The organism is Prochlorococcus marinus str. MIT 9302 (assembly GCF_000759975.1).
Classification (GTDB): domain Bacteria; phylum Cyanobacteriota; class Cyanobacteriia; order PCC-6307; family Cyanobiaceae; genus Prochlorococcus_A; species Prochlorococcus_A marinus_M.
In genome coordinates this window covers 26,476-46,520 of record NZ_JNAM01000007.1, presented here as the reverse complement: position 1 = coordinate 46,520, position 20,045 = coordinate 26,476, and the positions used below count along the sequence as shown (strand labels likewise).

General features: G+C 29.8%; 20 protein-coding genes. 10 read left to right on the top strand and 10 right to left on the bottom strand.

Features of this window, described 5'->3' with window-relative positions; translation table 11 throughout:
- The first annotated feature begins 14 nt into the window (after positions 1 to 14).
- Entirely contained in the window at positions 15 to 1,427 is a 1,413-nt protein-coding gene (locus EU96_RS05090) for a chorismate-binding protein (RefSeq protein WP_032526524.1), read from the top strand.
- Here EU96_RS05090 and gshB read toward each other — a convergent pair.
- Both gshB and grxC read right to left on the bottom strand, forming a co-directional pair.
- Positions 1,420 to 2,343, bottom strand: a complete 924-nt coding sequence (gene gshB / locus EU96_RS05095; protein WP_032526523.1) for a glutathione synthase — start codon at positions 2,341 to 2,343, stop codon at positions 1,420 to 1,422. The genes EU96_RS05090 and gshB overlap by 8 nt on opposite strands.
- 5 nt (positions 2,344 to 2,348) lie before the next feature.
- Positions 2,349 to 2,603 (bottom strand): glutaredoxin 3, encoded by a 255-nt coding sequence (gene grxC, locus EU96_RS05100; RefSeq protein ID WP_032526522.1) that lies wholly within the window; start codon positions 2,601 to 2,603, stop codon positions 2,349 to 2,351.
- A gap of 76 nt (positions 2,604 to 2,679) precedes the next feature.
- Between grxC and prfB the strand changes: the two genes are divergently transcribed.
- From prfB to EU96_RS05130, 6 genes are all read left to right on the top strand, one after another.
- Positions 2,680 to 3,802 (top strand): peptide chain release factor 2 gene (gene prfB, locus EU96_RS05105; RefSeq protein WP_158465668.1). Its coding sequence is split into 2 segments (ribosomal slippage): positions 2,680 to 2,754 and positions 2,756 to 3,802, totalling 1,122 coding nucleotides; the frame shifts between segments, so codons are not numbered across the junction.
- A gap of 3 nt (positions 3,803 to 3,805) precedes the next feature.
- Entirely contained in the window at positions 3,806 to 3,988 is a 183-nt protein-coding gene (locus EU96_RS05110) for a DUF3285 domain-containing protein (protein WP_002807789.1), read from the top strand.
- Positions 3,989 to 3,994: 6 nt separating this feature from the next.
- The gene (gene ybeY, locus EU96_RS05115) at positions 3,995 to 4,534 is read left to right on the top strand and encodes an rRNA maturation RNase YbeY (RefSeq protein ID WP_032526520.1); all 540 of its coding nucleotides are present in this window, start codon (positions 3,995 to 3,997) and stop codon (positions 4,532 to 4,534) included.
- Positions 4,535 to 4,540: 6 nt separating this feature from the next.
- On the top strand, positions 4,541 to 4,960 hold the full coding sequence (locus tag EU96_RS05120) for a diacylglycerol kinase family protein (RefSeq protein WP_032526519.1): 420 nt from the start codon (positions 4,541 to 4,543) through the stop codon (positions 4,958 to 4,960).
- A 2-nt stretch (positions 4,961 to 4,962) separates the two neighbouring features.
- Positions 4,963 to 5,559 carry an anthranilate synthase component II gene (locus tag EU96_RS05125; RefSeq protein WP_032526517.1) on the top strand — a complete coding sequence of 199 codons (597 nt, stop codon included), beginning with the start codon at positions 4,963 to 4,965 and terminating at the stop codon, positions 5,557 to 5,559.
- Positions 5,560 to 5,579: 20 nt separating this feature from the next.
- Entirely contained in the window at positions 5,580 to 6,305 is a 726-nt protein-coding gene (locus tag EU96_RS05130; protein WP_032526516.1) for an MBL fold metallo-hydrolase, read from the top strand.
- On the opposite strand, the gene EU96_RS05135 is transcribed toward EU96_RS05130, so the two are convergent.
- The 4 genes from EU96_RS05135 to mnmE all read right to left on the bottom strand — a co-directional run bounded on the left by EU96_RS05135 (position 6,302) and on the right by mnmE (position 11,584).
- A complete protein-coding gene (locus EU96_RS05135; protein WP_032526515.1) occupies positions 6,302 to 7,411 on the bottom strand; it encodes a pyridoxal phosphate-dependent aminotransferase in 1,110 nt (369 codons plus the stop codon). The genes EU96_RS05130 and EU96_RS05135 overlap by 4 nt on opposite strands.
- Positions 7,411 to 9,225 (bottom strand): arginine--tRNA ligase, encoded by a 1,815-nt coding sequence (gene argS, locus EU96_RS05140; RefSeq protein WP_032526514.1) that lies wholly within the window; start codon positions 9,223 to 9,225, stop codon positions 7,411 to 7,413. Before argS ends, EU96_RS05135 begins: the two co-directional genes overlap by 1 nt.
- A gap of 27 nt (positions 9,226 to 9,252) precedes the next feature.
- Entirely contained in the window at positions 9,253 to 10,119 is an 867-nt protein-coding gene (nadC, locus tag EU96_RS05145) for a carboxylating nicotinate-nucleotide diphosphorylase (RefSeq protein ID WP_032526513.1), read from the bottom strand.
- An 82-nt stretch (positions 10,120 to 10,201) separates the two neighbouring features.
- On the bottom strand, positions 10,202 to 11,584 hold the full coding sequence (mnmE, locus tag EU96_RS05150; protein ID WP_032526512.1) for a tRNA uridine-5-carboxymethylaminomethyl(34) synthesis GTPase MnmE: 1,383 nt from the start codon (positions 11,582 to 11,584) through the stop codon (positions 10,202 to 10,204).
- Positions 11,585 to 11,650: 66 nt separating this feature from the next.
- On the opposite strand from mnmE, the gene EU96_RS05155 reads away from it, so the two are divergent.
- The gene (locus tag EU96_RS05155) at positions 11,651 to 12,094 is read left to right on the top strand and encodes a DUF2062 domain-containing protein (protein WP_032526511.1); all 444 of its coding nucleotides are present in this window, start codon (positions 11,651 to 11,653) and stop codon (positions 12,092 to 12,094) included.
- An 18-nt stretch (positions 12,095 to 12,112) separates the two neighbouring features.
- Here EU96_RS05155 and EU96_RS05160 read toward each other — a convergent pair whose 3' ends face one another.
- Positions 12,113 to 14,422 (bottom strand): RelA/SpoT family protein, encoded by a 2,310-nt coding sequence (locus EU96_RS05160; protein ID WP_032526510.1) that lies wholly within the window; start codon positions 14,420 to 14,422, stop codon positions 12,113 to 12,115.
- A gap of 55 nt (positions 14,423 to 14,477) precedes the next feature.
- Here EU96_RS05160 and EU96_RS05165 point away from each other — a divergent pair, with 55 nt between their 5' ends.
- Positions 14,478 to 16,076 carry an ABC transporter ATP-binding protein gene (locus EU96_RS05165; protein WP_032526509.1) on the top strand — a complete coding sequence of 533 codons (1,599 nt, stop codon included), beginning with the start codon at positions 14,478 to 14,480 and terminating at the stop codon, positions 16,074 to 16,076.
- Here EU96_RS05165 and EU96_RS05170 read toward each other — a convergent pair.
- Both EU96_RS05170 and ylqF read right to left on the bottom strand, forming a co-directional pair.
- The gene (locus EU96_RS05170; RefSeq protein ID WP_032526508.1) at positions 16,069 to 17,028 is read right to left on the bottom strand and encodes an RluA family pseudouridine synthase; all 960 of its coding nucleotides are present in this window, start codon (positions 17,026 to 17,028) and stop codon (positions 16,069 to 16,071) included. The genes EU96_RS05165 and EU96_RS05170 overlap by 8 nt on opposite strands.
- Positions 17,019 to 17,891, bottom strand: coding sequence for a ribosome biogenesis GTPase YlqF (ylqF, locus tag EU96_RS05175; RefSeq protein ID WP_032526507.1), 873 nt, complete (start codon positions 17,889 to 17,891; stop codon positions 17,019 to 17,021). Before ylqF ends, EU96_RS05170 begins: the two co-directional genes overlap by 10 nt.
- Before the next feature lie 213 nt (positions 17,892 to 18,104).
- Here ylqF and EU96_RS05180 point away from each other — a divergent pair, with 213 nt between their 5' ends.
- Positions 18,105 to 19,313 carry a phosphoglycerate kinase gene (locus tag EU96_RS05180; RefSeq protein WP_032526506.1) on the top strand — a complete coding sequence of 403 codons (1,209 nt, stop codon included), beginning with the start codon at positions 18,105 to 18,107 and terminating at the stop codon, positions 19,311 to 19,313.
- A gap of 1 nt (position 19,314) precedes the next feature.
- Here the strand turns inward: EU96_RS05180 and EU96_RS05185 are convergent, their stop codons facing one another.
- A complete protein-coding gene (locus EU96_RS05185) occupies positions 19,315 to 20,040 on the bottom strand; it encodes a hypothetical protein (protein WP_032526504.1) in 726 nt (241 codons plus the stop codon).
- Positions 20,041 to 20,045 lie beyond the last annotated feature (5 nt).

Sequence of the window (20,045 nt, the reverse complement as noted above, 5' to 3'; positions counted from 1 at the left end):
ATTTTCAATAAGTAATGAAAAATGATTTAAACTTAACAGATTTTTTAAAAGATGTATTTTCCTCTTTCGATAAGAAAGTTGAGAATTCTGGATTAGTAAGTATTTGTGTTGAGATTCCTTGTATTGATTTATTACAAGTATATGAATTGTTTATAAATAAATATTCGTTTTCTTCATTTTGGGAAGAATCTAATGGTATTTCATATATTGCTTTTGAGAAATGTAAATATGTTACTTTGGATGGTCCAAAAAGATTTGAAGTGGCAAAAGAGTTTAATTCTGAGAATTTTAAAAATTTAATTAACTTAACTAATGAATCACATAATTCTGCACTTTCAAAAATAATTTATTTATTTTCTTTTTCTGAAAACTTGAATAATAAGAATTTATCTTCTGATGTCCCTAGTTTGGAAGTTATCTTACCAAAAATATTAATTATTAAAAGTAATAAGAATTGCTGGTTAAGAATCAATGGTCATGTTGAAGGTAAATCATCATTAAGAACATTAATTGAAGAAATATGGACAATTAGAAATCAAGTTATTAATTCTGGCTCAGAATTAATAAAATCATCTGGTTTAAAAACTAGTTTTGATTTACCTATTATTGATGATTTCTTACACTCCTTAGAAACTTCTAATACAAGTTTGAAAAAAGTAGTAAATAGAGGAATTCAATTAGTAGAAAAAGGTATTCTGGAAAAGATAGTTTTAGCGAATAGGATTAAAATAAAATTTAGAAATAAATTAGATTTAGTAGAAATTTTAAAAAGATTAAAAAAGAATCATCCAAATACATGCAGATATGTTTGGAAAAGAAATAGTAAGGATATTTTGTTTGGAGCATCTCCAGAAAAATTATTTTCTTTTACTAAACCTAATTTAACTTTGGAGGCTCTTGCTGGAACTATCTCTACTAATTCAAATTACAAGAAACTCCTAAAAAGTACTAAAGACTTAAAGGAACATAATTACGTAACACAGTATTTGATTAAATGTTTAGAAGTTTCAAAAATAAAAAACTTTGAAAAAAGTGATATTAAGGTAAATTCATTTGGAGATATTTCTCATTTGCAAACACTCATTTTCTCTAAAGTTGAAAATATATGTCCTTTTGAATTGCTTAAAAACTTACATCCATCTCCGGCTGTTTGTGGTTACCCAAAAAATGCAGCATTGGATTGGATAAACACTCTTGAGTCTTTTCCTAGAGGAAATTATGCTTCTCCAATGGGTTGGGTTGATTCATCAGGAAATGCTTCATTTCTTTTAGCAATAAGAGGAGCTAGGTATATTGAAGAAAATATTGAATTTACTGCCGGTTCAGGTATAGTTTCAGGCTCCGTTTTAGAGAAAGAAATAGATGAGATTAAATTAAAATTTGAATCTATAGTAAAACAAATATTTTTCGCTAAAAATCCTAGATAATTTCCACTAATTTTTCAATAACTTCCTCTGAAACATTCTTATTGGATAAATTTTCTATTTCTCTTAAACCTGTTGGACTGGTTACATTAATCTCGCTAAGCATTCCATTTATTACATCAATACCTACAAAAAATAAACCTTCATCTTTGAAGTGTTGAGATAATTCTGAGCAGATACTTTTTTCTTTTTCTGTTAATAATGTTGGTTCAGCCTTTCCTCCCATTGCTAAATTACTCCTAAAATCACCTCCTTGAGGAATCCTATTTATTGATCCAATTGCTTCACCGTTTACGATAATTATTCTTTTATCACCCTCTATGACTTCAGGAATAAATTTTTGCATCATAACGGGTAATTCTTCTTGAGAAGTGATTAATTCAATGATTGATTTAATACCTGGAGAATTTTTATTTATTCTTATAACACCTTGACCCCCTTTTCCTCCAAGAGGTTTTATGACTACTTCATTATTTATATTTGCAAAATTAATAAGATCTTTTACCTTACTCGCAACTATTGTAGGTGCCATTAAGTGGCTGTATCTCAAAGCACCTAGCTTTTCATTCCATGCTCTTAACGATGAGGGTTTGTTGATTACTTTGACTCCTTTTCTTTCGGCAACTTCTAAAAGATGGGTTGCATATAAATAAGCCTCATTTACAGGAGGATCTTTTCTCATCCAAATGCAATTAAATTCGGCGAGAGGTATGCAATCATTATCTTTGAAAGAAATCCAAGGATTTACTTCAACTTTTACGGAAGATGCCCATACTTCATCACCTCTAGCTTCAAGGTCCTGAGGAGTACAACTCCATATTTCAATATTTTTTTTTGATGATGCTTGCATTAAAGCAGCAGTTGAATCTTTTAAGGGGTTTATATTTTTTATTGGATCTATCACGAATAGAAATTTCATAAGATCTAGTTTAATAATGCGTCTAATTGATTTTCATTTTCTAATTCGTAGAGATCATCGCAGCCTCCGATACCCTCATTATCTATAAATATTTGTGGTAATGTTCTTCTACCATCAGCTCTTTCAATCATCAATGCTCTGGCATCTTCGTCGCCATCTATTTTATATTCTGTAAAATTTATATTTTTTTTCTTGAGTAGTGATTTTGCTCGAATACAGAATGGGCAATATTGCCAAGTATAAATTTCAACTTTGGACATTTTTTTAAAATAATACTTAGTTTATACTATTAAACAAAAGTGCTTGTTAGATTATAAATAACGATTAAATTCTATTTTGATAGATATTACAGATTTCAAAAAAGATCTTTCGGAACTAACAGAGCGCCTGGGTAATGCTCAGGATTGTCTTTGACGTTCCAAGATTAAGAGCGAAAAGGAGAGAGTTAGAGCAAATTTCTGCTCAGCCTGAATTTTGGGAGAATCAAGAAGAAGCGAAAAAACAAATGTTAATCCTTGATGATGTTAAGGCACAACTTGAATTGTTGGATAAATGGAAAACTTTTATTTCTGATGCTAATGCCTCTCTTGAGCTTTATTCTTTAGAACCAGAAGAGGAAATGATTTTGGAATCCAAGCAGGGCTTAAAGAAATTAAGAGAGAATTTAGATAAATGGGAATTTGAAAGATTGTTATGTGGTGAATACGATAAGGAAGGAGCAGTAGTTTCTATTAACGCAGGTGCTGGTGGAACAGATGCTCAGGATTGGGTAGAGATCTTATTGAGAATGTATTCAAGATGGGCCGATAATAATCAAATGAGTTTAATTATCAATGAATTATCTCAAGGAGAAGAAGCAGGTATCAAAAGTGTAACTTTTGAAATTGAGGGAAAATATGCTTACGGATATTTACAACATGAAAAAGGAACTCATAGATTAGTCAGAATTTCTCCTTTCAATGCTAATGGTAAAAGACAAACCAGCTTCGCTGGGGTGGAGGTCATGCCAAAATTAGATGACAATATATCACTTGATATACCTGAAAAAGATTTGGAAATTACAACAAGTAGATCCGGTGGGGCTGGAGGACAAAATGTTAATAAAGTAGAAACAGCGGTGAGAATTGTTCATTTGCCTTCAGGGATTTCAGTAAGATGTACACAAGAAAGATCTCAATTACAAAATAAAGAAAAAGCTATGTTACTTCTTAAGTCTAAACTACTAGTGATTGCTAAAGAACAACGAGCTGCAGAAGTCGCTGATATTAAAGGTGATATTGTGGAAGCTGCATGGGGCAATCAAATAAGAAATTATGTTTTCCATCCCTATCAAATGGTAAAAGATCTCAGAACTATGCAGGAGACTAACGACTTAGATAGTGTTTTAGATGGTGGACTTGAACCATTTATTCATGAATTATTACGCATTAATATTTCTTCTAACGAATCTATTGAATAACTTATGAAAAATAAAAACGAAAATATAGAAAAAAAAGTTGCTCCCCCAAGCTTTATAAAGCTTGCTATGCGAAATATGGTAAGGAAGGGTTCAAAAAGTATTTCTCATTTTTCAATAACCTTTCTAGTTTTAATTGGGATATTAATACTTGTAGCCACAATAGGTAAGCCTAATATTCCTGTATAAGAATTTATGACAGAAAAAATTATTTCTGAAATAAATTTAGATTTGGTTTTTAAATGTAATCAATTTTCTCAAGTTTCAAATAAGTTAAAAGATTCTAAAAATAAGCTTATTTTTGAATCTAATTTTTGGGAGAAAGTTTTTTTATCTTGGATAAAAATAATATTAAATAAAGACGATTATAAATTGCCAAATTTCATTTTTGAAAAAAAATCTTTTTCATTAGGCTTACAGATAATATCTAATCAAGAAATTGCTTTTATGAACCAGAAGTGGATGCAAAAAAATGGCCCAACTGATGTTCTATCTTTCCCAATCATTTCTGATGAATCTCCAAATAATTTAGATAATATAGAGTTAGGAGATATATTTATATCATTAGAGATCGCACTTGAGCAATCTTATGAATGTAATCATTCAATCTATAAAGAAATGCTCTGGTTGGCTAGTCATGGATTTTTACATCTTTTGGGATGGGAACATAATAATGATCTTGATTTAGAAAATATGTTAAATTTTCAGGAATATTTAATTAAAAAATTAGATTAAGAATCTATGGATCAAAAAATAAACTCTCTAAAAAATAGAACAGAATCTTATAAAACTTCTAGTAATGTATTAAAAAGTTTTAAGTATGCTTTTAGTGGAATTAGTTACGTATTAAAAACTTCAAGAAATTTTAAAATTCAATTAATTTTTGCAGTTTCAATTTTAATGATTGGTTTTTTACTGCAAATTAGTCAGATTAATTATGTAATTTTGATTACCACAATTATGTCTGTTTTAATATTAGAAATATTAAACACATCTATTGAATCAATAGTTGATTTAGTAGTGAAAAAAGAATTTAGTAGTTTGGCTAAAATTTCAAAAGATACTTCTGCAGGAGCTGTTTTATTAGCTTCCATTAATTCTGTTATTATTGCTGTATATATTTTTGTTCCTAAAATTAAGTTTTTATTTGAATCTATATAAATATGTTTCTTGTTATTGATAATTACGATAGTTTTACATATAACCTTGTTCAATATTTAGGAGAACTTTCTGTTGAGCATGAAATAACTAGAGAATTAATAGTTAAAAGAAATGATCAAATTACTCTAGATGAAATTATCAAACTAAATCCTGGTGGCATCTTATTATCTCCAGGTCCTGGTAATCCAGATCAATCTGGAATTTGTCTACCAATACTAAAAAAATTATCTAAAAATATTCCTACATTAGGAGTTTGTTTAGGGCATCAAGCTTTGGCCCAAGCTTTTGGAGGTAAGGTTATAGTTGGGAAAGAACTTATGCATGGTAAGACATCCAAAATATTTCATAATCAAAAAGGTTTGTTTAAAGATATCGAGACTCCATTTGTGGCGACCAGATATCATAGTCTTATAGTTGATTCAAGTTCATTACCAAATTGTTTCGATATAACTGCGACTTTAGAAGACTCAACTATTATGGCTATTTCTCACAAAGAATATAAGCATTTGCATGGAGTACAGTTTCATCCTGAAAGTGTATTGACACAATTTGGTCATAAATTAATTAGTAATTTTCTAAAAATGGCTGAACAAAAGTAAAATATAAAAAAATTAATAATATGATTTCTCAAATTAAAAACATTTTCTTTTTTATATTATTTAGCTCTTTTTTACCTACCTCATTATTGGCAAGGGATTTAGTAATAAAAAGTCTGGGACATAGTAGTTTCTTAATTAATAGTGCTGAAAAATCGATTCTTATAAATCCCTTTAAAGCAATAGGTTGTGCAAGCAATTTAAAAGAGCCAAAAGAAGTCACCGCAGATTTTATTTTGGCTAGTTCTAGGCTTGCAGATGAAGGATATAATCCTAATAATCAATTAATGTTTGTTGATCCAGGAATCTACCAATTTGAGGATATTTTATTAAATGGAATTTCCGTACCACATGACAGAGTAGATGGAAGAAGATTTGGGATGGCAACTGTTTGGAGTTGGGAGCAGAATGATCTTAAAATTGTTCATATGGGAGGCGCTGCCGGTGATATTGATATCAATAGTCAAATTATTTTGTCTCGCCCAGATATCTTATTTATTTCAATTGGAGGAGGAATAAAATCTTATGATGGACAAGAGGCTTCAAGAATAGTTAAGCTTCTAAAACCTAATGTAGTTATTCCTGTTCACTTTGCTCGTGGCAAAAAAATTAACAAAGAATGTGATTTCTCAAATGCTGATTTGTTTATAGAAAATATGAAAAATTTTAAAGTAAAATATGTTGGAAAAGATTTTCAAATAAAACCTAAAAGAATCGATCAAAATACAATTTATATTTTTGGTAATTAATTTATTAAATCTAAGAACTTGTAATTTTCCCAGAAAAAAATCATTTGTTCTTTAGTTCCAATACTAACCCTTATTGACTTACCAATATCTTTTTTGTTTTCCATACTTCTGATAAGAATACCTTTTTCTCTCATCTGTTGTATTAAAATTTTCGTATCTTTTTTTGGCCAAATTAAGAAGTAATTACCACCACTAAAATGAGTTCTAATTTTTGTTGATTTAAATTTATTTAAAATCCATTCCCTTGCTTTTTTTACTTCTAAAACATAATTTTCAATATATGATTTGTCTTTAAGTGCTGCTAATGCTGCCGTTATAGCAAAGCTATTTACATCATATGGTCCTGTAACTTTATTAATGTAATTAATTAAATTTTTATTGCCAAAAGTAAAACCTATTCTTAAACCAGCTAAACCAGCTGTTTTTGAGAGAGATTGGATTATTAGTATATTGTTATTCTTTTCAAAATCTATCGATTCAAGAAGACTATCTCCATTAAATTTTTCATATAGTTCATCAACAATTATCAATGCATCTTTTTTGATATTTGCTAAGTTAATTATCTCTTTAGCACTTAAAACTGTCCCTGTCGGATTATTTGGATTACAAATAAATATTAACTTTGGATTATACTTTAAAATTTTTTCACTAAATTCTTTGGTGGGAAATAGAAAATTTTCTCCAATGTAAGAACAAGTTATTTTCTTCATTCCTCGCATTTCTGAACAAGGAGAATAGTAGCCAAAAGTTGGATTCGTGGTTAGAAATATTTGATCTTTTTCTCCAAAGGAATTGAAGATTGCATTTATTGCTGCATCTGCTCCATTGAAAATTCCTATTTCATCATTATCAAATTTTCTTGAATCAAGATATTTATCACATAAAAAATTTTTTAATAAATTATATTCTGGATAAATTGCAATCTCATTTAATTTTATCGCTTGTAATGCATCTAAAACCTTAGGACTTGGACCTAGAGTATTTTCATTAAAGTCTAAGCGGAGTAAATTTCTTCTATTTTCTAAAGGTGCAGAGTAAGACTGCATATTTATTATTTCTTCTCTTGGTCTTGGGAAAAGATTATTTAATTGATCAAAATCATTCATTACATTCTTTCTAAAGTTTCAATTCCTAGAAGCTCTAAGCTTAATTTTAGTGTTTTTGCAGTTAGATCACATAAATTCAGTCTAGAAATTTTTATATATTTTTCTTCTTTGAGTATTGGAACTTGATCATAGAACCTATTAAAAGTCTGACATAGCTCAAAAAGATAATTGCATAATCTATTTGGCATTAAGTCTTTTTCAATAGATATTATGACTTCATCGAACCTAAGTAATTTTCTTATAAGTTTCCATTCAGATTTATGATCATAATTTATGTATTGAAAATCTTTAGAGTCATAAACAAAATCATTTTTTCTTTTAATTCCTGCAATTCTTACAAGTGTATATAACAAATATGGAGCAGTATTTCCATTAAGGGAAAGCATTTTATCAAAACTAAATTGATAATTAGTAATCCTATTTTGGCTTAAATCTGCATACTTAACAGCTCCTAATCCAATAATTCTTGAAGTATTTGCAATAAAATCTTCTGTCTCATAACGATTTTCATCTTCTAATCTTTTTAATAAATCTTCTTTTGCTCTTCTAACTGCTTCTTTTAATAAATCTTTTAAACGTATTGTTTCACCTTCCCTTGTCTTTAGTTTTTTGCCATCAATTCCTTGAACTAAACCAAAAGGGACATGGTCTACTTGGCAATTGTCTGGGATCCATTTTGCTTTTTTTGCAACTTGAAAAACTCCAGCAAAATGATTTGCTTGTCCATGATCAGTTACATAAATAATTCTCGAAGCATCATCCCCATTAGGAGTTTTATTGAATCTATATCTTATAGCAGCAAGATCTGTGGTTGCATAATTAAAACCTCCATCTTTTTTTTGAATAATTAGCGGTAAAGGTTTGCCTTCTTTATTAGTCATCCCATCTAAAAATACACATTTTGCTCCTTGATCTTCTACTAATATTTTTTTAAAATTCAAATCCTCAATAACTCCTTTTAAGAAGGGATTATAAAAAGATTCACCTCTTTCTTTTATTTTTATTTTTAAATTTTTATAGATTTCATCAAATTCTTTTCTAGATTGATCACATAATAATTTCCAAGCTTTAATCGATTTAATATCTCCACTTTGTAACTTAACTACTTCCTCTCTAGATCTTTTTTGGAATTCAGATTCATTATCAAATCTTTTCTTTGATTCTTTATAAAATTCAACTAAATCACTTATCTTAATTTTGCCTATCTCTTCTAAATCATTTGAATATAAATCTTTGAGCTGAGTAATAAGCATTCCAAATTGCGTTCCCCAATCGCCAACATGATTTAGTCTTAATACTTGATAACCTCTTAACTCAAAAATTCTGGATATTGAATCTCCTATTATTGTTGATCTTAAATGTCCTACATGCATTTCTTTAGCAATATTAGGACTAGAAAAATCTACAATGACTTTATTTGATAAGCAACTATCTAAATCTTTTTTAATTTTAGGTACTCCACCCCTTTGGCATTGAATATTTGATTTAATTTCATTTATTAGAACTTCATCTTTTAATTTTATATTTATAAATCCAGGTCCAGCTATTTCTAGACTCTTACATAATTTTGCTATGCTTTTATTTTTATTTAAAAGGTTAATAAAATCATTAGAAATATCTCTTGGGTTCTTTTTATATATTTTAGATAAACTTAAACAAACATTACATTGATAATCACCAAATTCCTCTTTTGTTGATTGTGTAATTAAATTTTTTCTAAGAATTTCGAATTCTCCTTTTTTATCATTTTTTTCAAGACTATCTAAAAGAGATTGTTCAAATTGTTTTGTTAATTCTTTAAAAATGATTAGCATTAATTATTCAATTATTTATCTATATAATTAATTAATATAACGCATACTCAAATCAATCCAATTACTTTTGGTGATTGAAGAACTTGTTGAAATCAAATCAATACCTTTTATTAGATATTTACTAATTTCTTCAGGGTTAATTCCAGAAACTTCTATTATCAAATTTTTATTGACTTCTTTTTTTAAGCTATTCATTGATAAATTTCTTAATTCTTGAACGTTTTTTTTGATTATTTCAGGGCTAAGTTCATCTAATAAGACACTATCTGCTCCTGCTAATACTGCTTCTTTTGCCTGTTCGATATTCTCAGCTTCAATTATTATATGAGTTGTAAAAGGCGAATTTAGTCGAATTTTTTTTACTGCATTTTTAAGATTATCTGTCCATGCAATGTGATTTTCTTTTATCATAGCTGCGTCGTATAATCCCATTCTATGATTCACTCCACCTCCGCATTTGAATGCATATTTTTCAAATATTCTTAAGCCAGGAGTAGTTTTCCTAGTATCTGCTATTTTTATATTTGTACCTTCTAACTTATTTACAAGATTCTTTGTATATGTTGATATTCCAGATAAATGCATTGCAATATTTAAGCCTATTCTTTCACTAGCTAGCAAACTTTTTGAAGGTCCATATATTTCCAGTAGTTTTTGATCTTTAACAAATATATCTCCATCAGAGATATTAAAGTTTGCACTGATTTTTAAATCAATTTTTTTAAAAATTTCTTTTATGATTCCGACACCACAAAATACACCACCTTCTTTTGCAATCCAATATGCATTACCATTCTCTTCTGTAATAGAAGGACTTGTAAGATCTCCCCTTCCTATATCTTCATCGATCCAATTATCAATGATCTTACTTATTATTGGAGTATTTAAATCCACTAAACTAAAAAAATAATTAATTAATAAAATTCAACTCAAGTTAGAGAATTAACTATATATCACTATGTAATTTAACTCAAATTTATTTACCAATACAAAACTTAGAAAAAATATTATCTAGAAGTTCCTCTGTTAATTCTTGGCCAGTAATTTTAGATAAGTTTTGTATTCCATCTCTGAGTTCTATTGATAACAAATCAAATGGCAATTTATTTTTAATTATTTCATCAGTATCATTTAAATTAGATAGGCAAGCAGACAAATTTGTTAGATGTCTTTCGTTTAAAAATATATTGATATTTTCTACTTGTTTTAATCCGCATTTTTTTATGATTTCGTCGATTAATAATCTTTCACCATCATTATTCTTAATGCTCATAAGAATTTTGTTTTTTAACTCATTTGAATTAATATTTTTGCAATCAATTAAATCTTTTTTATTGCCCAAAATAGTAATTAATTTTTCTTTGGGGATTTCTTGTATTATTTTTTTGTCTTCTTCATTAAATCCTTCTTCAAGACTATAAATATAAATTATAAAATCTGACTCTTTAATTTTCCCAAAACTTTTTTTAATTCCAATACTTTCAATTTGTTCATGAGTTTCTCTTATGCCAGCAGTATCAATTATTTTCATTGGAATATCATTAATAGTTAAATTAACTTCAATAACATCTCTAGTTGTTCCAGGAATATTAGTTACGATTGCTTTTTCTTTTTTTGCAAGCAAATTAAGTAAAGAGCTTTTACCAACATTTGTTTTGCCTATAAGCGCAATGGATATTCCATTGTGAATATATGAATTTCTTTTTGCATTTTCTATTAGTAATTCTATTTTTTCTTTTACTTTTTTAATGTTCTTTAGATATTTGGTGTAATCAAAATCTGTGAAGTCTTCTTCAAAATCAACTCTCGCTTCTATTTCGCAAAGTTGATTTATAAGTTCATTTTTAATATCATCAATTTTTTTCTTTATTTCTCCTTGAACCCCGCTAAAAGCTAACTCTGCTGATCTGTTATTGCTTGCATTAATTAATTGATTAATCGACTCGGCTTGAGTAAGGTCTATTTTTCCATTAAGAAAAGCTCGTTGACTAAATTCTCCTGGGTTTGCAAGTCTAACTCTAGAATTACTAGATAATAATATCTTTAAAACCTTATTTACTAGGATAATTCCTCCATGGCAATGAAGTTCAACTACATCCTCTCCTGTGAAGCTATTTGGTGATTTCATCACTAAAATTAAAACCTCATCTATAAATTTATTTTGTTTATTTTCCTGAATAAAACCATGAAAAACTCTATGTGATTCCCATGCATATTTAGATTTAGTTTGAACAATCTTTTTGCAAGAATTTATTGAGTCTTGCCCTGATACTCTGATTACCGCAACTCCTCCTTTCCCTATACTTATAGCTGAAGCAATTGCGGCTATTGTATCTTCTGTAGTAACTATCGAATCCATTTCTCGCTTTGTTATGGATAATTAAGTAAGATTATCAAGAATTTAATTTTGAAATTTTCTTTCTGAATGAGATTTAAAAGAGATATTACGTATAAGAAAATTCTATCATTATTTAGTAATCAGAATGGAACTCCTTTCTTCAATGCTAAAGGTTTAGCAATAGGGGTATTTAGTGGCTGCTTTCCTTTTTTTGGGTTTCAGACTTTAATAGGGGTATTTTTTGCGAAAATAGCTAAGGGAAATATTGTTCTAGCTGCAATTGGTACTTGGATCAGCAACCCTTTTACTTATATTCCACTTTATTACTTTAACTATAAAGTTGGTTCGATTTTTTTCAATAATTCTTCTAATAACATTATTGAAGAAAGTTTAGTTATTGATGAATTATGGAAACAAGGTAGAATTTTTTCCCTAAAATTACTCTTAGGTTCATCATGTGTAGGTATTTTATTAGCTTTGATTTGTGGCAGTATTGTTTTCTTTATCTACAAGATAAAAAGTAAAAGATAGATTGATCTGATTGTAAAATTAACTTTGTCCAACTCTGGCAATATCTAAAACATCTGCCATTGATTTAATTTGTTCAATTGTTTTGTGAAGTTGATTATAGCTTTCAAGCCCTACACAAAGATTTATAATAGCTGGTTTACCATAAGCAGTTTTAACATTGGCATCGCTGACGTTTATACCTTTATCAGATAACCGCATAAGAATATCTTTAAGTACTCCAACTCTATCAATTACCTCTATTCTTAGCTGAATTGGAAACTTATTATCGCCAGTTTTATTATCTTGATTCCAACCAACAGGTAATCTTCTCTCTATTGGAATTGGTATTACATTTTCACAATCTTCTCTATGTATGGTTATCCCATGGTTGCCTAGCGACACAGTTCCGATAATTTCCTCACCTGGAAGTGGGGTACAGCATTTACCTATTCTGTAATCAAGACCTTCTATCCCGGAAATTGGTGATTTTGCTGCAGCATTAGATGTATTAGTGGATAAATTACTATTACTTTTAAGAGATTTTACTATTTCAGAGTCAGAATCATTTTTTACATCTTCTGTCTGTAATTTTATTTCTTCTCTTAGTCTGTTTAATACTTGATGCAAAGTTAAACCACCAAAACCAAGAGATGCAAGAAGGTCTTCAGTAGTTTTTAAATTACATCGATTTGCAACTTTTTTCATGGCTTCACTAGAAAGTAATGCTTCAAAACCGTTTCGACCTACTTCTTTTTCAAGTAAATCTCTACCTCTTTTAATCGTTTCATCACGATGGCTTTTCTTATACCATTGGCGGATTCTATTTTTAGCAGTTGGCGTAACAACAAAGTTCAGCCAATCCAAGCTTGGAGTAGCATTATTACTTGTCAAAATTTCTATGAAGTCACCATTTTGAAGTGCTGTAGATAATGGAGAAAGCTTTTCATTAATTCTTATTCCATTACAGTGATTTCCAACTTCAGAATGAATTCTGTAGGCGAAATCTATCGCGGTAGATCCTTTCCTTAAACCAACAACATCTCCTTTTGGAGTGATCACAAATACTTCTTCATCAAATAAATCTTCTTTAATTGAAGCTAAATAATCATTATGATCCCCTTCATTACCTTCTTGTTGCCATTCTACTAATTGTCTTAGCCAATTAAATCTCTCGGCATTACTTTTGGCAGGAGAACCACCTTCTTTGTATTGCCAATGAGCGGCAATACCATATTCAGCAATTTGATGCATGGAAGTAGTTCTAATTTGAATTTCAATAGGTCGGTGTCTTCCAATCACAGAAGTGTGTAAGGACTGGTACCCATTGGGTTTTGGTAATCCTATATAGTCTTTAAATCTACCTGGAATTGGTTTGAAAGTATCATGAACGACTGCTAAAGCTCGATAACAACTATCTGAATTGTCCACGATAATTCTTAGGGCAGCAACATCATAAATCTCGTGAAAATGCTTTTGTTGTCTTTCCATTTTGCTCCAGATGCCATAAAGATGTTTTGGCCTTCCTGTTATTTCAAAATTTTTCAAACCTGCTGAAACCAAGTTTTCCTTCATAAGATTTAAAGTTACTTTTAATCTTTTTTCTCTATCACTTCTTTTAACAGCGATTTGATCTTTAAGATCTTGATATTCTTTAGGCTCTAGGAATTTAAAAGCTAAATCTTCTAATTCCCATTTAAATCTGTTTATTCCTAGTCGATTAGCTAATGGTGCATAAATCTCTCTTGTTTCTCTCGCTATTCTTAGTTTTTTCTCATCATTTAGCCATTCAATTGTTCTCATATTATGAAGTCGATCTGCAAGTTTTACTAAGACAACTCTAATATCGCTGGCCATAGCCAAAAACATTTTCCTAAGATTTTCAGCTTGTGCTTCAGTCCTGTTGTTAAAGTGAATCCCTCCTAATTTTGTTACTCCTTCTACAAGTATTTTTACTTCTAATCCAAAATTTGTTTCTATTTCGGATAAATCAATGCCAGTATCTTCAACAACATCATGTAAAAGGCCTGCAGCAATAACAGATGAGCTCGCACCTATTTCTTTGAGGAGATTTGCAACAGCAACCGGGTGGACAATGTATGGCTCGCCACTCGCGCGGAATTGTCCATCATGAGCTTTATTAGCAAGTTTAAAAGCCTTTACTATAAGGTTTTGATTCTCATCATTTTCTTTATTTGATTTTTCAAAATTATGAATATCTTTAAAAAGCCAATCGGGAAGTTTTATTTGATAATTCAAAGATTCACTTTCATATTTTTTATTTTCAGGCAAAATAGTTTTGGAAACTTCAATTTCGTTTTTTTCTTTTGAATTTGCAGCGGCCTCGGACATTTTATATTGCTTTAGATGTATTTTATTTAGGTCTAGAAAAATTTGCTATAAAATCATGGAAATAAAAAAAGAAAAAATTCTTGTAGTTAAAAATCTTACTGTTAAATATGGTTTAAAACAGCAACCTATTATTAAAAATTTTAATTTGGAAATAGATAGGGGAGATCATTTGGCCATAATAGGACCTTCTGGATGTGGAAAGACCACTTTTGCAAAAACATTAGTAAATATATTGCCTGAAAAGGCCACTTCTAAAGGGTATTTATCGATTTCTAGTGTAGACCCTAGGAAAATAAATAACAAAGATGCACAATTATTTAGAAGAAAGAATTTTGGATTTATTTATCAAGATTCTATGAAAAAACTTAATCCGCTAATGAGAGTTGGGGATCATTTATATGAATTATTTAAAACGCATTATCAAACTAAATCATCTGTACTTATTAAAAAATTAGTAAAAGAAGTTTTTCAAAAAGTAGGAATTGAAGAAAGTAGACTTGATTCTTTCCCACATCAATTTAGTGGTGGAATGAGACAGAGAGTTTCTATAGCAATGGCACTTGCTTTGAAACCTAAACTATTAATAGCTGATGAACCTACAACAAGCTTAGATACCAAAACAAGTTTTGAAATTATGCAAGAAATAATTCATCTATGTAATGAATTTGCTACTACTTTGATTTTAATTAGTCACGATATAAATCTTGCAGCAAAGTGGTGTAAAAAAGTTGCAATAATTGAAAAGGGATCGATTGTTGAAAAAGGGAATATATTAGATATTTTTCAATCACCAAAATCAGATATCGGGAAAAAGTTAGTAAATGCTTCAAAAATAGTATTAGAACCAAATACTAAAAATAATGCTCGAGATGAGGTCGTTCTAGAGGTAAATAACCTAAGGCATTGGTATAAATTAAATTCTTCAATTTTCATTAATAAATGGAATAAGGCTTTAAATGAAGTTAGTTTCAAGTTATATGAGAATGAGACTCTTGGAATAGTTGGTTCTTCAGGGAGCGGTAAAAGTACATTATGTAGGGCTTTAATTGGACTTCTTAAAGTAAGAGGTGGTGAAATCAAAATTTATGATAAAAATCATGCATCGAAAAAAAATAAATCTTTTAAAAAGAACAATAATATACAAATTATTTTTCAAGATCCTTTTTCAAGTTTGAATCCGAAAATGACAATTAAAAATATTTTGGAAGATATATTTTTTATTCAAAAAATTGCAGATAAAAGAAAAATCGAGAAAGAAATAAAACTAATGTTAAGAAATTTAAATCTCCCCTTAAATAATGATTTTTTTAATTCCTATCCTAGCCAATTATCTGGTGGTCAATTGCAAAGAATTTCATTAGCCAGAGCACTATTGTTGAAACCAAAAATTTTGATTTGTGATGAGAGCGTAAATATGTTAGATGCTTCAGTAAAAATAGAGATTCTTGAATTGCTTAGAGTCTTGCAAGAAAAAATGAATTTAACGATTATCTTTATTACTCATGATTTAGGCATTGCTAAAAGATTTTGTGATAGGTTGCTAGTTATGAATCACGGAAAGATAGTTGATGAAGGAGAAAGTTCTACAATATTCACTAAAACTCAAAACACTTATACAAAATCACTTCTAAATTCCTCTTTAAATCTTATTTAACTTTAAGAACACTTATTAATTTTTGAAAATCTAATGGTAATTCTGATACAAATATCATTTCTTTACCATTGATTGGATGTATAAGTCCAAGCTTAATGGCATGTAAAGCTTGGCCATCTAATTTACATGGTAGTTTTTTACATCTTCCATATAACGGATCACCAACAATTGGATGATTAATGTGAGCGCAATGAACTCTTATTTGATGCGTTCGCCCCGTATCTAGTTTGAAACTCATTAATGAGTAATTGCCAAATCTTTCTTCTAATTTCCAATAGGTACAGGCATACCTTCCTGAAGTGTCTTCAACTACTTTATATTTCAATCTATTTAATTTATCTCTGCCAATGTTGCCAACTATTTGACCTTCTTCAGAATTAGGTGCTCCATGAATTACTGCAATATATTCGCGTGATGCAATTTTTTCTTTAATTTGTTTCTGGAGATTTACTAATGCCTCTTGGCTTTTTGCAACCACCATACATCCGGAGGTATCTTTATCTAATCTGTGAACAATCCCAGGTCTTAGTTTCCCATTAATTCCAGGTAGATCTTTACAGTGAAAAAGTAATCCATTCACTAAAGTTCCAGATTTGTGTCCAGGGGCTGGATGAACAATTAGTCCTGATTGTTTATTGATTACTATGATGTGCTCGTCTTCAAAAAGGATATTTAAATCCATTTTTTCAGGTTTCAAATAAATAAGAGGTTCTGGAGGTGGCATCCATATTTGAACATTGTCTCCATTTTTTAATGGGGTCTTTGCTTTCGCGGTCTTATAGTTTACAAGTACTAAACCTGAATTTATAAAATGTTGAATTCTTGCTCTACTTTGTTCTGGCCTTTTACTTACTAACCATCTGTCTAGCCTCATAGGAAGAGGTAGCTCATAAATAATTTCTATAAGCTCACCTTCTCCAATGCCGAAAGAATTTTGATTATTTAATTCCATATTGGGACTTCTAAAGCAATTTTACCCAGCATTTGATTTCTATAATCTTCCAATAATTTATGAGACATTCTCCTTTTATCGCCTGAGGTATGTTTTGAAGCTGCTTCGTCGATCCAAGCAGAAGGACTCTTAAAGCCTTTTGCAATATCAACTCCATATCTATTTGATATTTGTTTAACTGAGATACTCGCATTCTTATCTTTGTTGAGAGTGGATAAAATTTTGATAAATCCAATTGCGACACTCTCTATTTCATAAGCAGCTTCACCAATATCGTCACATAGTGCAAGATTAAGTGCTGATTTTTGATCTTCTAAATTTGGCGGTATAACACCAGGAGCATCTAGCATATCTATACCACTATCTAATTTTATCCATCTTAAATTACGAGTCACGCCTGCTTTCCTAGCGCTATCTACAACTCTTTTTTTTGCAATTCTATTAATTAATGCTGACTTTCCTACGTTTGGAAAACCAAGTGTAAGGGCTCTAATTGGCCTAATTCGCATTCCTCTAGAAAGTCTTCTTTCGTCGATTGACGACCTAGAATCTTTGGCTGACTTACAAATTTCTTTAATACCTATTCCTCTTTTAGCATCACACCAAAGAGGATATTGATCTTTAGCATTAAACCATTTATTCCAACTATTTATTGTATTAGGGGAGATCATATCTGATCTGTTAATAACTAAAATATGTTTTTTATTATTTATCCATTTATTTAAGTGTGGATGTCCTGTTGACAAAGGAATTCGTGCATCTCTAACTTCTATAACTAAATCTACTTTATTGATAACTTCAGATAATTTCTTTTCTGCTTTTGCGATATGGCCTGGGTACCATTGAATTTTGGGTATGTCCACTTCAATAAATCAAATAAAATTTTGTATTCCTTTTAGTTTTTATAAGTTTCAAAAGTATTTACTTCTAAAGTTTAGTATAAATTTAATGACTAAAAAATTTTTATAATCGTTAATTCTTAAAATTTATTAAGGCATAGGTAACAGTAAATACTTTTTAACCCAATAAGCCAAAATTAACGTTAGGGTCTTAAGATTAAAAATTAAGCTTGTTTAATGTCAAAATTATCTCTTTCCAGTCTTGATAAGACAAATTTAGAAGGAAAAAAAGTTCTTGTAAGAGTAGATTTTAATGTTCCATTAAATGAAGATGGTCAAATAACCGACGATACGCGTATTCGTGCAGCGATCCCAACTATTGAATATCTTATTAATCATTCTGCAAAAGTTATTTTAGCTGCTCATTTTGGTAGACCAAAGGGTCAGGTAAATGAAAAAATGAGATTAACTCCAGTAGCAGCAAGATTAAGTCAGTTGTTGGGGCAAAACGTTGCTCTTACTAACAGTTGTATTGGTGATGAAGCAGTTGCACAATCAAATAGCTTGTCTAATGGAGATGTTCTTCTACTTGAAAATGTTCGTTTTTTTGGTGAAGAGGAAAAGAACGACCTTGAGTTTGCTAAAAAATTAGCATCTCATGCAGATATGTATGTAAATGATGCTTTCGGTGCTGCTCATAGAGCTCATGCTTCAACTCAGGGTGTTACTAATTATTTAAGTCCTTCAGTAGCTGGATTCCTTTTAGAAAAAGAATTGAAATACTTACAAGGAGCAATAGATTCTCCAAAGCGTCCATTGGCAGCAATAGTTGGAGGATCAAAGGTTAGTAGCAAAATAGGAGTACTTGATTCTTTACTAGATAAGTGTGACAAAATCATGATTGGTGGAGGTATGATCTTTACTTTTTATAAAGCTAGAGGTTTAGATGTCGGAAAGAGCCTTGTAGAAGAAGATAAATTAGAACTTGCTAAAGATTTAGAAGCAAAAGCAAAAGCAAAAGGAGTAGAGTTATTATTACCCACTGATGTCGTTTTAGCTGATGAATTTTCTCCGGACGCCAATAGTAAAATATCTCAAATTGATTCAATTAGTGGCAATTGGATGGGTCTCGATATTGGTCCAAATTCCATTAAAGTTTTTCAGAATGCTCTTGCAGAATGTAAGACAATTATTTGGAATGGTCCAATGGGAGTTTTTGAATTTGATAAATTTGCAGACGGTACAAATGCAATAGCTACGACTCTTGCGGACTTAAGTGCTTTTGCTGAAGTTTGTACAATAATTGGTGGTGGAGATTCAGTCGCAGCAGTAGAGAAAGCAGGATTAGCTGAGAAAATGTCTCATATATCTACTGGAGGTGGCGCAAGTTTGGAACTTTTAGAAGGTAAAACCTTACCAGGTGTAGCTGCGTTAAACGAAGCTTAGGCTATATTTCATCAACAATATCAATGCTTTTTGTGAAAGTAATCATTCCCTCAGGGTGAGCTATGATTCCTGACCAAATTTGTATCCCTGGTTTTGAAGGAGCTCTTGTTATTTTAAAAATCCCCCCAGATGCTAATGGCTCCAATAATATTTCTTGTTCAAAAAATGAATTTACTTGATGAGGTTTTATTGCTCCAGCAATAATCACTTCTTCAAGTGGCTTATTTAGAATAATATCGATATCATATTTTGAACCAGTAAGAACTTTATCAGGGATTTTAAAACTAATGTCTATCTTCTTTTCATCATTTCTTATTGTTGTGAATAAATTTTTAATGATACCTTCATCAATTTGTCCATTTAAAATTGAAAAAATATAATCGAACTCGGATTCTAGTATATGAATCTCTCCATTAACTATTTTTTCACCTGAAACTTTTATTCTTAAAATTTCTTTTTTTGGAATATTTGATTTTAATCTTTTGATTTTCCATTTGCTATCAGGGAAATCATTAACAATTTTTGAAAACTGTTTTAGTATATTTTGGTTTTCATCATTTCTAAAATTTTTTCTAATAAACTCTAAATCTCGCTTATTTAAAGAGTTTTCTAGATTTCTTATGAAATCAACTTTTGAAGTTTGCGTTATTGCTGAATAGGGAATAATGAGATAAATAAATAAGTAGAGAGGAACTCCTATATTTTTGAATAAGTTTAAATTAAACATATTTA

Excerpts from the sequence above, each read along its gene's own strand:
- EU96_RS05090 (WP_032526524.1), top strand. The coding sequence starts at position 15 with ATGAAAAATGATTTAAACTTAACAGATTTTTTAAAAGATGTATTTTCC.
- gshB (WP_032526523.1), bottom strand. The coding sequence starts at position 2,343 with ATGAAATTTCTATTCGTGATAGATCCAATAAAAAATATAAACCCCTTA.
- grxC (WP_032526522.1), bottom strand. The coding sequence starts at position 2,603 with ATGTCCAAAGTTGAAATTTATACTTGGCAATATTGCCCATTCTGTATT.
- EU96_RS05110 (WP_002807789.1), top strand. The coding sequence starts at position 3,806 with ATGAAAAATAAAAACGAAAATATAGAAAAAAAAGTTGCTCCCCCAAGC.
- ybeY (WP_032526520.1), top strand. The coding sequence starts at position 3,995 with ATGACAGAAAAAATTATTTCTGAAATAAATTTAGATTTGGTTTTTAAA.
- EU96_RS05120 (WP_032526519.1), top strand. The coding sequence starts at position 4,541 with ATGGATCAAAAAATAAACTCTCTAAAAAATAGAACAGAATCTTATAAA.
- EU96_RS05125 (WP_032526517.1), top strand. The coding sequence starts at position 4,963 with ATGTTTCTTGTTATTGATAATTACGATAGTTTTACATATAACCTTGTT.
- EU96_RS05130 (WP_032526516.1), top strand. The coding sequence starts at position 5,580 with ATGATTTCTCAAATTAAAAACATTTTCTTTTTTATATTATTTAGCTCT.
- EU96_RS05135 (WP_032526515.1), bottom strand. The coding sequence starts at position 7,411 with ATGAATGATTTTGATCAATTAAATAATCTTTTCCCAAGACCAAGAGAA.
- argS (WP_032526514.1), bottom strand. The coding sequence starts at position 9,225 with ATGCTAATCATTTTTAAAGAATTAACAAAACAATTTGAACAATCTCTT.
- mnmE (WP_032526512.1), bottom strand. The coding sequence starts at position 11,584 with ATGGATTCGATAGTTACTACAGAAGATACAATAGCCGCAATTGCTTCA.
- EU96_RS05155 (WP_032526511.1), top strand. The coding sequence starts at position 11,651 with ATGAGATTTAAAAGAGATATTACGTATAAGAAAATTCTATCATTATTT.
- EU96_RS05160 (WP_032526510.1), bottom strand. The coding sequence starts at position 14,422 with ATGTCCGAGGCCGCTGCAAATTCAAAAGAAAAAAACGAAATTGAAGTT.
- EU96_RS05165 (WP_032526509.1), top strand. The coding sequence starts at position 14,478 with ATGGAAATAAAAAAAGAAAAAATTCTTGTAGTTAAAAATCTTACTGTT.
- EU96_RS05170 (WP_032526508.1), bottom strand. The coding sequence starts at position 17,028 with ATGGAATTAAATAATCAAAATTCTTTCGGCATTGGAGAAGGTGAGCTT.
- EU96_RS05180 (WP_032526506.1), top strand. The coding sequence starts at position 18,105 with ATGTCAAAATTATCTCTTTCCAGTCTTGATAAGACAAATTTAGAAGGA.
- EU96_RS05185 (WP_032526504.1), bottom strand. The coding sequence starts at position 20,040 with ATGTTTAATTTAAACTTATTCAAAAATATAGGAGTTCCTCTCTACTTA.